This window comes from Citrobacter sp. RHBSTW-00017 (genome assembly GCF_013797615.1).
GTDB lineage: Bacteria > Pseudomonadota > Gammaproteobacteria > Enterobacterales > Enterobacteriaceae > Citrobacter > Citrobacter braakii.
The window spans coordinates 1,096,436-1,110,984 of the sequence record NZ_CP056899.1; the positions used below are offsets into that span (position 1 = coordinate 1,096,436).

The 14,549-nt window shown below is 54.5% G+C and carries 9 protein-coding genes; all 9 read left to right on the forward strand.

Annotation, left to right across the window (positions count from 1 at the left end; all coding sequences use genetic code 11):
• The first annotated feature begins 4 nt into the window (after positions 1–4).
• Entirely contained in the window at positions 5–799 is a 795-nt protein-coding gene (gene thyA, locus HV037_RS05375; RefSeq protein ID WP_003033990.1) for a thymidylate synthase, read from the forward strand.
• Positions 800–982: 183 nt separating this feature from the next.
• Entirely contained in the window at positions 983–1,453 is a 471-nt protein-coding gene (locus tag HV037_RS05380; protein WP_016157377.1) for a prepilin peptidase-dependent protein, read from the forward strand.
• Positions 1,444–2,007, forward strand: a complete 564-nt coding sequence (locus tag HV037_RS05385; RefSeq protein WP_016157376.1) for a prepilin peptidase-dependent protein — start codon at positions 1,444–1,446, stop codon at positions 2,005–2,007. The genes HV037_RS05380 and HV037_RS05385 overlap by 10 nt, the downstream gene beginning before the upstream one ends.
• Entirely contained in the window at positions 2,004–2,411 is a 408-nt protein-coding gene (locus tag HV037_RS05390) for a DUF2509 family protein (RefSeq protein WP_016157375.1), read from the forward strand. The genes HV037_RS05385 and HV037_RS05390 overlap by 4 nt, the downstream gene beginning before the upstream one ends.
• The gene (locus HV037_RS05395; protein ID WP_103284178.1) at positions 2,396–2,719 is read left to right on the forward strand and encodes a prepilin-type N-terminal cleavage/methylation domain-containing protein; all 324 of its coding nucleotides are present in this window, start codon (positions 2,396–2,398) and stop codon (positions 2,717–2,719) included. Before HV037_RS05390 ends, HV037_RS05395 begins: the two co-directional genes overlap by 16 nt.
• A gap of 12 nt (positions 2,720–2,731) precedes the next feature.
• Positions 2,732–6,100 carry an exodeoxyribonuclease V subunit gamma gene (recC, locus tag HV037_RS05400; RefSeq protein WP_103284177.1) on the forward strand — a complete coding sequence of 1,123 codons (3,369 nt, stop codon included), beginning with the start codon at positions 2,732–2,734 and terminating at the stop codon, positions 6,098–6,100.
• A gap of 179 nt (positions 6,101–6,279) precedes the next feature.
• Positions 6,280–9,168 (forward strand): pitrilysin, encoded by a 2,889-nt coding sequence (gene ptrA / locus HV037_RS05405; protein WP_103284176.1) that lies wholly within the window; start codon positions 6,280–6,282, stop codon positions 9,166–9,168.
• Complete coding sequence (gene recB, locus HV037_RS05410) at positions 9,161–12,706, forward strand: exodeoxyribonuclease V subunit beta (RefSeq protein WP_103284175.1); 3,546 nt, start codon at positions 9,161–9,163, stop codon at positions 12,704–12,706. The genes ptrA and recB overlap by 8 nt, the downstream gene beginning before the upstream one ends.
• Positions 12,703–14,523: an exodeoxyribonuclease V subunit alpha gene (gene recD / locus HV037_RS05415; RefSeq protein WP_103284174.1), complete on the forward strand. Its 1,821-nt coding sequence runs from the start codon at positions 12,703–12,705 to the stop codon at positions 14,521–14,523. Before recB ends, recD begins: the two co-directional genes overlap by 4 nt.
• Positions 14,524–14,549 lie beyond the last annotated feature (26 nt).

Here is a 14,549-nt window from a genome sequence, read left to right on the forward strand (position 1 = left end):
AACCATGAAACAGTATTTAGAACTGATGCAAAAAGTGCTGGATGAAGGCACACAGAAAAACGACCGTACCGGAACCGGAACGCTTTCCATTTTTGGTCATCAGATGCGTTTTAATCTGCAGGAAGGGTTCCCGCTGGTTACGACTAAACGCTGCCATTTACGCTCGATCATTCATGAACTGCTATGGTTTTTGCAGGGCGACACCAACGTTGCCTACCTGCATGAAAACAACGTCTCAATCTGGGACGAATGGGCGGATGAAAACGGTAATCTGGGGCCGGTTTATGGCAAACAGTGGCGTGCGTGGCCTACGCCAGATGGTCGCCATATTGACCAGATCACCACGGTGTTAAACCAGCTCAAAAATGACCCGGACTCTCGCCGAATTATCGTTTCTGCATGGAACGTCGGTGAGCTGGATAAAATGGCGCTGGCGCCGTGCCACGCGTTCTTCCAGTTTTACGTGGCGGATGGCAAGCTCTCCTGCCAGCTGTATCAGCGTTCGTGCGATGTGTTCCTCGGTTTGCCGTTTAACATTGCCAGCTACGCCTTGCTGGTACACATGATGGCGCAGCAGTGCGATCTGGAAGTGGGTGATTTTGTCTGGACCGGTGGCGACACGCACCTGTACAGCAATCATATGGATCAAACGCATCTGCAGCTTAGCCGCGAACCGCGCGCGCTGCCGAAGCTGGTCATCAAACGTAAGCCTGAATCTATCTTTGACTATCGCTTCGAAGATTTCGAAATTGAAGGCTACGATCCGCATCCTGGTATTAAAGCGCCAGTGGCTATCTAACCGGCCTCATGCTGTCACAACCGACGCCCGTGTGCGTCGGTTTTTTTTGTCTCAAATCGCGTTCTTCGGCGTGGGTTCCTGAAATATTGCAACGACCTGCAACGCGACAAATATTCCTCGTAGCTCGCCGTAGAAACCGAATTTCCCGCTCGTTATTCATTTTCCTCACGCCATACTGGCGACATGAAAAAACAACACGGCTACACGCTTCTCGAAACCCTGATTGCGATGCTGATCGTCGCGGCGCTTGGCGCCTCGGGGCTGTATGGTTGGCAGCGCTGGCAGCAGCAACAGCGGCTATGGCAAACCGCCATTCAGGTGCGAGATTACCTGCTGCAACTGCGTGAAGATGCTAACTGGCGTAACCGCGATCACGTCATCAGCGTGATTCGGGATGGCACATCCTGGTGTTTTGTCAGCTCTGCTGCTGTGCAAACCACGTGTCTACCCGTTTCGCCCTTGGTTTTTACACCGCCCTGGGACGATGTCGAAATGGCAGAGATAACGCCTTCACTGGCCTTTTTTGGTCTGCGCAATACGGCATGGGCTGGACATATTCGCCTGAAAAATACGACAGGGGAATGGCGCGTGGTGGTGTCTGGCTGGGGGCGAATCAGGCTTTGCGAGAAAGATGAGGCCAGGTTATGTCAGTAAATGAACGGGGCTTTTCACTCCTGGAGGTGCTGATTGCTATGGCGATTAGCAGCGTTTTATTGCTTAGCTCAGCGCGATTTTTACCCGCGCTGCAGCGAGAGATCCTGCGCAACACGCGCCAGTTAGCGCTGGAAGATGAAATATGGCAGCGGGTATACACCGTGGCGAAGCATCTTCAGCGGGCAGGGTATTGCCGCGGAAACTGTGTCGGAGAAGGGCTGGTGATATCGGCTAAGGGTGACTGTGTCATTGCGCGCTGGGATGCCAATAGCAACGGCATTTGGGAGAGCAGTCCCGCGAAAGAGGCCGATACGATTGGATTTCGTTTACAGGACAAGGTACTGGAGACCCTGCGGGGAGCAACGGACTGCAATGGAAAAGGGTGGGAGAAAATGACCGATCCAGCCACGATACAGATTGAGGCATTTCAGGTCGAACGTCTGAATATCAGCGGATATTCCCCGCTCCTTACGCTGCGTTTGCGCGGAGTGAACAATGTCGAACCACAAAAGGTTATTGAAGCAGTCTACAGCGTGACAGGATTCAACCTGTGAACCGTGAGCGGGGCGTTTCATCTTTAGCGATGGTCTTGTTGCTATTAGTGCTCGGTAGCCTTCTGCTGCAAGGCGTTAGCAGGCAGGAGTCCCGTTTTGCTTCGCGAGTGGTCACGCAAAGTCAGGCTCTGCAGCGCCAGGCGGTGGTGCAATCCGCGATGGAATGGGGGCGTATGCAGCCCTGGCGCTTACAACTCGCCGCACAGTGTCGGCGTTATACCACGCAGGATGCCGCGGTTTGTCTGCGACTGCTTACTAATAATTTCGTGCTGCTTATAGTCCATTATGAAGGGGTATCGTTATGGCGGCAGGGGGCGATTATTGATGGCAATATCGAATACTCGGCGCACGGCTGGAGCGATTTTTGTCCGCTAAAGGAGCAGGCACTATGTCAGATTCCCTGAACAGACAGCGTGGCTTTAGCCTGCCGGAAGTGATGCTGGCAATGGTGCTGATGATCATGATTGTGACCGCGCTGTCAGGATACCAGCGGGCGCTGATGAACAGCTTTATCATCAGAAACCAGTATCAGCAACTCTGGCGTCACGCCTGGCTGCAAACCCAGCTGTATCAGTTTTCATCGCCTTTGAACTGGCAGGTTAACCGAATGCAGACAATGAGCGCGGGATGTGTCAGCATCAACGTTAAAATTTCTTCAGCCTTGGGCAGGCAGGGTCAGATGACGCGTCTGCATTGCCCGAATCGTCAGTAGTCAGGAGTCGCTATGTTAAGGGTCTACCACTCCAATCGTCTGGATGTGCTGGAAGCGTTAATGGAATTTATCGTTGAGCGCGAGCGGCTGGACGACCCCTTTGAACCTGAGATGATCCTGGTTCAAAGTACCGGTATGGCGCAGTGGCTACAAATGACCCTTGCACAGAAGTTTAGTATTGCCGCCAACATCGATTTTCCGCTGCCCGCGAGTTTTATCTGGGATATGTTTGTGCGCGTGCTGCCGGATATCCCGAAAGAGAGCGCGTTCAGCAAACAGAGCATGAGCTGGAAGTTGATGACGCTGTTGCCGCAATTGCTGGATGGCGATGACTTCGCATTGCTGCGCCACTATCTGACGGACGACACCGATAAACGTAAGCTGTTTCAGCTTTCCTCGCGCGCGGCTGACCTCTTCGACCAGTATTTAGTCTATCGACCTGAGTGGTTGACCCAGTGGGAAGCCGGGCGACTGGTTGAGGGACTCGGCGAATCTCAGGCCTGGCAGGCGCCGTTGTGGAAAGCGCTGGTGGAACACACCGAGGAATTGGGCCAGCCGCGCTGGCATCGCGCCAATTTATACCAACGATTTATTCAGACTCTGGAAAGTGCGTCCGAGTGCCCGCAGGGACTGCCTTCTCGCGTCTTTATTTGCGGCATTTCAGCGCTGCCGCCGGTTTATTTGCAGGCATTGCAGGCGCTGGGCAAGCACATTGATATTCATCTGCTGTTTACCAACCCTTGTCGCTACTACTGGGGAGATATAAAAGATCCCGCCTGGCTGGCGAAGCTGATGGCGCGTCAGCGTCGGCACAGCTTTGAAGAACGCCATCTGCCGCTGTTTCGCGATAGTCAGAAAGCCGAAGGGGTGTTTAACAGCGATGGTGAACAGGATGTGGGCAACCCGATGCTGGCCTCGTGGGGCAAACTGGGGCGCGATTACATTTATCTGCTTTCAGAACTGGAAAATAGTCAGGAGCTGGATGCGTTTGTCGATATAACACCTGACAATCTTTTGCATAATATTCAATCGGATATTCTGGAACTTGAAAGCCATGCCGTGGCGGGCGTTACGCTGGAAGAGTATTCGCGTAGCGACAATAAACGACGGCTTGAACTGAACGACACCAGCGTGACTTTCCATGTTTGTCATAGCCCACAGCGCGAGGTAGAAATTCTTCATGACCGCCTGCTGGCAATGCTGGAAGCGGATCCCACGCTGACGCCGCGCGATATTATTGTGATGGTGGCGGATATCGACAGCTACAGCCCATTTATTCAGTCGGTCTTTGGCAGCGCGCCAGCTGAGCGTTACTTACCATATGCGATTTCCGACCGTCGGGCGCGCCAGTCTCATCCCGTCTTACAGGCCTTTATTAGCCTGCTGTCGCTGCCGGATAGCCGTTTTGTCTCAGAGGATGTGCTGGCATTACTGGATGTGCCCGTGCTGGCGGCGCGTTTCAATATCAATGAAGAAGGGCTGCGCTATCTTCGTTTATGGGTCAATGAATCCGGGATTCGCTGGGGAATTGACGACGATAACGTGCGTGAACTGGAACTTCCGCCTACTGGTCAGCATACCTGGCAATTTGGTTTAACGCGCATGCTGCTCGGCTACGCGATGGAAAGCGCGCAGGGCGAGTGGCAATCGGTATTGCCATACGATGAGTCCAACGGTTTGATTGCCGAGTTGGTAGGGCATCTGGCCTCGTTGCTGATGCAGCTCAATCTCTGGCGTAGAGGGTTAGCGCAGGAGCGCCCGCTGGAAGAGTGGCTGCCCGTTTGTCGGGACATGCTTAATGATTTCTTCCTGCCGGATGCAGATACCGAAGCGGCGATGACGCTGATTGAACAGCAGTGGCAGGCCATTATCACTGAAGGTCTGGGGGCTGAGTATGGTGATGCCATACCGCTTTCTCTATTGCGTGATGAGCTGGCCCAGCGTCTTGACCAGGAGCGCATTAGCCAGCGCTTCCTGGCGGGGCCAGTTAACATTTGTACGCTGATGCCGATGCGCTCTATTCCTTTCAAGGTGGTGTGCCTGCTGGGTATGAACGATGGCGTTTATCCGCGTCAGCTTGCGCCGTTGGGCTTTGATTTGATGAGTCAAAAACCGATGAGGGGCGATCGCAGCCGTCGCGATGATGACCGCTACCTGTTTCTTGAAGCATTGATTTCAGCACAGCAAACGCTCTACATCAGCTACATTGGCCGCTCCATTCAGGACAACAGCGAGCGCTTCCCGTCGGTACTGGTGCAGGAACTGATGGACTACATCGGGCAAAGCCACTACCTGCCGGGCGATGAATCGTTGACCTGCGATCAAAGCGAAGCCCGGGTAAAAGCACACATTACCCGTTTGCATACCCGTATGCCCTTTGATGCACAAAACTATCTACCGGGCGAACAGCAAAGCTATGCCCGGGAATGGCTGCCTGCGGCGAGCCTGTCAGGAAAAGCGCACACGGATTTTGTCCAGACGCTTCCCTTTGAGATGCCTGAAGCGCTGACGCTGGAAACGCTGCAGCGATTTTGGGCTCATCCGGTAAGGGCTTTTTTCCAGATGCGTCTGAGGGTCAACTTCCGCTCTGAAGAAAGTGAGATCCCGGAAACGGAACCGTTCACTCTTGAAGGATTAACCCGCTATCAGCTTAATCAGCAATTGCTTAACACGCTGGTTGAAGAGAAGGATGCTGAACAACTGTTTCGCCGTTTTCGTGCGGCGGGCACGCTTCCCTATGGGCCATTTGGCGAAATTCTGTGGGATACGCAGCGTCAGGAGATGCAGTCGCTGGCTGAACGCATTATCGCCTGTCGTCAGCCCTGCCAGAGTATGGAAATCGATCTTAACTGTAACGGCGTGCAAATCACCGGTTGGCTGCCACAGGTGCAAGAGGACGGTTTGTTGCGCTGGCGCCCATCTTTGATAAGCATTGCGCAGGGTGTGCAACTTTGGCTGGAACATCTTGTCTATTGTGCCAGTGGCGGTACGGGAGAGAGCCGGTTGTTCCTGCGTAAAGACGGGGAATGGCGTTTTCCTCCACTGGATGCAGAGCAGGCACTGCTGTACCTGTCGCAGCTCATTGACGGGTATCGGGAAGGCATGTCGTCACCATTGCTGGTATTGCCCGAAAGCGGCGGCGCCTGGATAAAAACCTGTTATGACGCCGTAAATGATGCCATGTTAGATGACGATGCAACGTTGCAAAAAGCGCGCAGTAAGTTTCTGCAGGCCTATGAAGGCAACATGATGGTACGGGGTGAAGGTGATGATATCTGGTATCAGCGTCTTTGGCGTCAACTGGATGCGGCTACGCTGGAGACCATTGTTTTACAGTCTCAGCGTTACCTGTTACCGATTTTTCGCTTTAATCAGTCATGATGATTGTATAAAAATTGCGCAGTCCGATGGCTTCCACTATTATGCGCATTCTGTCACGGACTGATTCTTACAAAGAGAGGATGCTGGCTCGTTCAGCACATAGTCTTGCCCTGTTCAGACCACGTATTTATGCGTGCTTTGCTGTGAACAGGTGAATACGTTAATGATGAGGTTTGTGAATGCCCCGCAGCACCTGGTTCAGCGCATTACTGTTGTTCGTCGCCCTTTGGGTTCCCGTAAGTCAGGCAGATACCGGTTGGCAGCCTTTAGCTGAAACCATCCGTAAAAGCGATAAAGACACCCGCCAGTATCAGGCCGTGCGCCTTGATAACGGCATGGTCGTGTTGCTGGTATCCGATCCTCAGGCTGTGAAATCCCTTTCTGCACTGGTGGTTCCCGTGGGCTCGCTGGAAGATCCGGACGAGCATCAGGGGCTGGCGCATTATCTCGAACACATGTGTCTGATGGGCTCGAAAAAATACCCACAGCCGGACAGTCTGGCTGAATTCCTGAAAATGCACGGTGGCAGCCACAATGCCAGCACCGCGCCTTACCGTACGGCCTTCTATCTTGAAGTCGAAAACGACGCGTTGGTGGGGGCGGTGGATCGCCTGGCGGACGCTATTGCCGATCCGTTGCTGGATAAAAAATATGCCGATCGTGAGCGTAACGCGGTTAACTCCGAGCTGACGCTGGCGCGTACCCGAGACGGGATGCGTATGGCGCAGGTGAGTGCTGAGACCATCAACCCGGCGCACCCTGGTTCGCGTTTCTCCGGCGGAAATCTCGAGACATTAAGCGATAAACCGGGAAAACCGGTGGTGCAGGCATTACAAAAATTTCATGAAAAGTACTACTCCGCGAACCTGATGAAGGCGGTGATTTATAGCAATAAGCCGCTGCCAGAGCTGGCGCGGATAGCTGCTGACACCTTTGGACGCGTACCGAACAGAAATATCGCAAAGCCTGAAATTACCGTACCGGTAGTCACCGAGGCGCAAAAGGGCGTCATCATCCACTATGTTCCGGCAATGCCGCGTAAAGTACTGCGCGTCGAGTTTCGTATCGATAACAACAGCGCGCAGTTCCGCAGTAAAACCGATGAGCTGGTGACCTATCTAATTGGTAATCGTAGCCCTGGCACGTTGTCTGACTGGCTGCAAAAGCAGGGACTGGTTGAAGGTATTCGTGCGGATTCCGATCCGGTGGTCAATGGGAACAGCGGCGTGTTAGCCATTTCCGCGACGTTAACCGACAAAGGGCTGGCGAACCGCGAAGAAGTTGTTGCGGCAATTTTCAGTTATCTCAATCTGTTACGCGATAAAGGCGTCGATAAACGCTATTTTGACGAACTGGCGCACGTACTGGATCTCGATTTCCGTTATCCCTCCATCACCCGTGATATGGACTACGTGGAATGGCTGGCTGATACCATGATCCGCGTTCCTGTCGAACATACGCTGGATGCGGTGAATATTGCCGACCAGTACGATGTGAAAGCCGTTGAGCAACGCCTGGCAATGATGACGCCACAGAATGCGCGTATCTGGTATATCAGTGCGAAAGAACCGCATAATAAAACCGCTTATTTTGTCGATGCGCCTTACCAGGTGGATAAAATCAGCGACAAAACCTTTGCCGACTGGCAGCAAAAAGCGCAGGGCATTGCGCTGTCGTTACCGGAGTTGAACCCCTACATTCCGGATGATTTCACGCTGATTAAAACGGATAAAAAATACGCTCACCCGGAACTGATCGTTGATGAGCCGGATCTACGCGTGGTGTATGCGCCGAGCCAGTATTTTGCCAGTGAGCCGAAGGCTGACGTCAGCGTGATCCTGCGTAACCCGAAGGCCATGGACAGCGCTCGCAACCAGGTATTATTCGCACTTAACGATTACCTGGCGGGGATTGCGCTCGATCAGTTAAGCAACCAGGCGTCGGTAGGCGGAATTGGTTTCTCTACCAACGCTAACAACGGGTTGATGCTTAACGCCAACGGCTACACCCAACGTCTGCCGCAGCTTTTTCAGGCGCTGCTGAGCGGCTATTTCAGCTACACCTCAACGGATGAACAGCTGGAACAGGCGAAATCCTGGTATGCCCAGATGATGGATTCTGCAGAGAAGGGTAAAGCCTACGATCAGGCAATTATGCCAGTGCAAATGCTTTCTCAGGTGCCGTACTTCTCACGCGATGAGCGCCGTAAGCTATTGCCTTCCATCTCCCTGAAAGAGGTGATGGCGTACCGCGACGCCTTAAAAACCGGTGCGCGGCCTGAATTCCTGGTAATTGGTAATATGAGCGAAGCTCAGGCGACGACCATGGCGCGGGATATCCAACAACAGCTTGGCGCTAACGGGTCACAGTGGTGTCGCAATAAAGATGTGGTTGTGGACAAGAAGCAGTCCGTCATCTTTGAAAAAGCAGGCAGTAGCACGGACTCCGCGCTGGCGGCGGTATTTGTGCCAACCGGATACGATGAATACGCCAGTTCAGCCTACAGCGCCATGTTAGGGCAGATTGTTCAGCCGTGGTTCTACAATCAACTGCGTACTGAAGAGCAGTTAGGCTACGCTGTATTTGCTTTCCCGATGAGTATCGGCCGTCAGTGGGGAATGGGGTTCCTGCTGCAAAGCAATGATAAGCAGCCGTCTTATCTTTGGGAGCGTTATAAAGCGTTTTTCCCGACGGCGGAAGCGAAGCTGCGGGCGATGAAACCTGAAGAGTTTGCGCAAATTCAGCAGGCGATTATTGCGCAAATGCTGCAGGCGCCGCAAACGCTGGGGGAAGAAGCCTCACAGTTAAGCAAAGATTTTGATCGCGGCAATATGCGCTTCGATTCACGTGATAAAATAGTGGCTCAGATTAAACTGCTGACGCCGCAAAAACTTGCCGACTTCTTCCATCAGGCGGTGGTTGAGCCGCAAGGCATGGCGATACTGTCACAGGTTTCCGGCAGTCAGAACGGGAAAGCAGAATATGTGCACCCGGAAGGCTGGAAAGTGTGGCAGACCGTCAGCGCGTTGCAGCAAACCTTACCCCTGATGAGTGATAAGAATGAATGATGCCGCTGAGTCCCTTGATCCACTGCGCTTGCCCCTGACGGGCGAGCGCCTGATTGAAGCCTCTGCGGGCACCGGTAAAACCTTTACCATCGCCGCCCTGTATTTACGTTTACTGCTTGGACTGGGCGGCTCTGCCGCCTTTCCTCGTCCTCTGACCGTTGAAGAACTGCTCGTGGTCACCTTCACCGAGGCGGCCACCGAAGAGTTGCGTGGTCGAATTCGTAGCAACATTCATGAACTGCGAATTGCCTGCCTGCGTGAAACAACCGACAACCCGCTATATGCCCGTTTGTTAGATGAAATCGCCGATAAAAAACAGGCCGCTCAGTGGCTGCTATTGGCTGAAAGACAGATGGATGAAGCGGCGGTGTTTACCATCCACGGCTTTTGTCAGCGTATGCTCAGTCTCAACGCCTTTGAATCAGGCATGCTGTTCGAACAGCAACTGATAGAAGATGAATCGCTGCTGCGCTATCAGGCCTGTGCGGACTTCTGGCGTCGACACTGCTATCCACTACCCCGCGACATTGCGCAGGTGATTTTTGAAACGTGGAAAGGACCGCAGGCTCTGCTGAGAGACATCGATCGCTATCTGCAGGGGGAAGCGCCGGTCATCAAGGCTCCGCCGTCTGATGACGAAACGCTGGCTTCCCGACACGAACAAATTCTCGCGCGCATTAACCAGATCAAGCAGCAATGGCGTGATTCCGTTGATGAGCTGGATGGCCTGCTGGAAGCCTCCGGGATCGACCGGCGTAAATTTAACCGTGGTAACCAGGGTAAGTGGATCGAAAAGATCAGCGCATGGGCGCAAGAAGAAACCCAAAGTTATCAGCTTCCTGACGCGCTGGAGAAATTCTCACAGCGTTTTCTGGAAGAGCGCACTAAAGCGGGCGGAATAACCCCTCAGCACCCGCTGTTTGTCGCTATTGATGAACTGCTTAGCGAACCGTTAACTCTCCGCGATCTGGTGATCACCCGGGCGCTGGCGGAGATCCGTTCAGCGGTTGCCGAGGAGAAACGACGCCGCGGTGAGCTAGGCTTTGACGATATGCTCAGCCGTCTGGATGGGGCGTTGCGCAGTGAAAGCGGCGATGCGCTGGCGACGGCTATCCGTACCCGTTTTCCGGTCGCGATGATCGATGAATTTCAGGATACCGATCCGCAGCAGTACCGTATTTTTCGCCGGATCTGGCAGCATCAGCCGGATACCGCACTGCTGCTGATTGGCGACCCAAAACAGGCGATTTACGCGTTTCGCGGCGCGGATATCTTCACCTATATGAAGGCGCGCAGCGAGGTCAGCGCACACTATACGCTCGATACCAACTGGCGTTCGGCCCCCGGCATGGTCAATAGCGTAAATACGCTTTTTAGCCAGATGGATGACGCCTTTATGTTCCGCGAAATCCCCTTTAGCCCGGTAAAATTTGCAGAAAAAAACCAGTCGTTTCGGTTTGTTTTACACGGTGAGACACAGCCAGCCATGAGCATGTGGCTGATGGAAGGGGAAAGCTGCGGCGTAGGCGATTATCAGAACTACATGGCCCAGGTGTGCGCCACGCAAATTCGCGACTGGCTTAAGGCCGGGCAGTCTGGCGCTGCGCAACTGGTCAGTGGTAAAACATCCAGTCCGGTACGCGCGTCGGACATCAGCGTACTGGTTCGTAGCCGCCAGGAGGCGGCACTGGTCCGTGATGCGCTGACGCAGCTGGCAATTCCCTCCGTCTACCTTTCCAACCGTGACAGCGTATTTGAAACGCTGGAAGCGCGGGAGTTACTGTGGGTGCTGCAGGCGGTGATGACGCCGGAGCGTGAGAACACGCTGCGTAGCGCGCTGGCGACCTCAATGATGGGGCTGAATGCGCAGGATCTTGAAGCCTTAAATAACGACGAAAATGCCTGGGATGCGGTGGTCGAAGAGTTTGATGGCTATCGTCAGATCTGGCATAAACGCGGCGTGATGCCGATGCTGCGCGCGCTGATGACAACCCGCCAGATTGCGGAAAACCTGCTGGCGACGGCGGGGGGCGAACGCCGCCTGACCGATATTTTACATATCAGCGAACTGTTACAGGAAGCAGGCTCGCAGCTGGAAAGCGAGCATGCGCTGGTGCGCTGGCTGTCCCAGCATATTCTTGAACCCGACAGCAACGCGTCCAGCCAGCAGCTCAGGCTGGAAAGCGACAAGCATCTGGTCAAAATCGTCACTATCCATAAATCTAAAGGGCTGGAGTATCCGCTGGTCTGGCTGCCGTTTATCACGAATTTCCGCGTCCAGGATCAGGCTTTCTACCACGATCGCAGCTCTTTTGAAGCCGTGCTGGATCTCAGCGATGCCGAGGAGAGCGTTGAGCTGGCTGAAGCGGAGCGTCTGGCGGAAGACCTGCGTTTGCTCTATGTCGCGCTAACCCGTTCGGTATGGCACTGCAGCCTTGGCGTTGCGCCGTTGGTGCGACGTCGGGGCGATAAAAAAGGGGATACCGATGTACATCACAGCGCCCTTGGTCGCCTGTTGCAAAAAGGTGAGCCGATGGATGCCGCGGGTCTGCGTAGTGCGATTGAAGCACTGTGTAGCGACGATATTGCCTGCCAGACGCCTGCGCAGCCTGACGGTGAACGCTGGCAAGTTGCGCAGGCTGTTAGCTGCGAACTGAGTGCGAAAATACTGCAGCGTACGCCCGGCGATAGCTGGCGCGTGACCAGTTATTCCGGTCTGCAACAGCGTGGGCATGGAATCGCGCAGGATCTGATCCCGCGACTGGATATTGATGCCGCAGGCGTTGGTGAGGTTATTGAAGAGTCAGGGCTTACACCGCATCAGTTCCCGCGCGGCGCTTCGCCAGGTACATTCTTGCATAGCCTGTTTGAAGATCTCGACTTTACTCAACCGGTAGATCCGAGTTGGGTCGAGGAAAAACTGGCGTTGGGCGGTTATGACGCGCACTGGACGCCGGTTTTGACCGAATGGCTGGATGCCATTTTGCAGGCGCCTCTCAACGAGACGGGCGTAAGTTTGAGCCATCTTTCCGCGGGTGAAAAACAGGTGGAGATGGAGTTTTACCTGCCGATTTCGCAGCCGCTGATGGCCAGCCAACTTGATGCGTTAATTCGCCGATACGATCCGCTCTCCGCGGGGTGCCCTGCGTTGGAATTTATGCAGGTACGCGGCATGCTGAAAGGATTTATTGACCTGGTTTTCCGCCACCAGGGGCGTTATTACCTTCTCGATTACAAATCGAACTGGCTTGGGGAAGACAGCTCAGCGTATACGCAGCAGGCGATGGCCTCTGCCATGCAGGCGCATCGCTACGACCTGCAGTATCAACTTTATACCCTGGCGCTGCATCGCTACTTGCGCCATCGCATTGCTGATTATGATTATGAACGCCATTTTGGCGGTGTTATCTATCTCTTCTTGCGTGGCATTGACAGTGAAAATCCGCAACAGGGAATTTACGCGACCCGACCTGACGGGGAGTTAATCGCCTTGATGGACGAGATGTTTGTCGGTGCGCCACTGGAGGAGATGTCATGACAATCCAGAAACGATTACTGGAGGCTGTGGAGCAAAAACAGCTCCGGCCTCTGGATGCTCAGTTTGCGCTGGCGGTTGCCGGAAATGATAACCCTGCCGTTGCGCTGGCGGCGGCGTTGCTCAGTCGTGAAGCAGGAGAAGGGCACGTCTGCTTACCACTTTCGCGGTTATCCCTGAGCGAGGACGCCCATCCCCTTTTAAGCGCCTGGCTCGCTGAAGTAGGGGAGCCAGAAGACTGGACGGAATGTCTGCTGGCCTCCGGGGCGGTAAGCCGTGGTGAGCAACCCACGCCGCTGGTGCTGCACGGCGATCGCTTGTATCTGAACCGGATGTGGCATAACGAACGGGCGGTGGCTCGCTTTTTCAGTGAAGTTAACCACGCCATTGAGGTGGATGAACAACGGCTTACCCACACGCTGGCGGCGTTGTTTCCACCAGCGGAAGGTGTTAACTGGCAAAAAGTGGCCGCTGCGGTGGCGTTGACCCGTCGTATATCGGTGATCTCCGGCGGGCCGGGGACCGGAAAAACGACAACAGTTGCGAGGCTTCTGGCGGCGTTGATTCAGATGGCGGAGGGAGAACGCTGCCGTATTCGTCTGGCGGCTCCTACTGGAAAGGCGGCAGCGCGCCTGACTGCCTCGCTGGGCGCAGCGCTACGAGAACTGCCGTTAACCGAAGAGCAAAAGAAACGCATTCCCGATGACGCCAGTACGTTGCATCGATTATTAGGCGCTCAGCCAGGCAGTCAGCGCCTGCGCCATCATGCGGGAAACCCGCTGCATCTGGATGTGCTGGTGGTGGATGAAGCCTCGATGATTGATTTGCCGATGATGTCGCGCCTTATCGATGCGCTGCCGCCGCACGGGCGGGTGATTTTTCTTGGCGATCGTGACCAGCTCGCTTCCGTCGAAGCGGGGGCGGTGCTGGGGGATATCTGTGCTTTCGTCGGTGACGGGTTTACCCCGGAACGCGCCCGCCAGCTCAGTCGTCTGACCGGAAGCGCTATTCCGGCAGGTCCGGGAACTCAGGCCGCCGCTTTGCGCGACAGTTTGTGTCTGCTGCAAAAGAGTTACCGTTTCGGTAGCGATTCCGGAATCGGTCAGTTGGCTGCTGCGATTAATCGTGGTGACAAAGCCGCGCTAAAAACGGTCTTCCAGCAGGGGTTTAGCGACATCGAAAAACGCACGCTACATAGCAGCGAAGATTACGCCGCGATGTTGGATGAGGCGCTGGCGGGTTATGGGCACTATCTGGATTTACTGAGAGAGGGCGCTGAGCCGGATGCCGTCATTCAGGCCTTCAATGAGTATCAGCTGTTGTGTGCCCTGCGTGAAGGTCCGTTTGGCGTGGGTGGTTTGAATGAACGCCTTGAGCAAGTGATGGCGCAAAAACGTAAAATTCATCGTTCAACGCATAGCCGCTGGTATGAGGGAAGGCCGGTGATGATCGCGCGCAATGACAGTTCGCTGGGATTATTTAACGGTGATATCGGCATTGCCCTCGATCGTGGACAGGGCCTGAGGGTGTGGTTTGCGCTGCCGGACGGTTCTATCAAATCAGTCCAGCCCAGTCGCTTACCTGAACATGAAACCACCTGGGCGATGACCGTGCACAAATCGCAGGGATCTGAGTTTGACCATGCGGCGTTGATTTTACCCAGCCAGCATTCACCCGTGGTTACCCGCGAGCTGGTCTATACCGCCGTTACCCGCGCGCGCCGGCGTCTGTCACTGTATGCCGATGAGCGGATATTAAGTAACGCCATTGCCACCCGCACCGAACGTCGCAGCGGATTGTCGGCGTTGTTTAATCAATAAAATTCGTTGCCGGATAAGGCATTTAT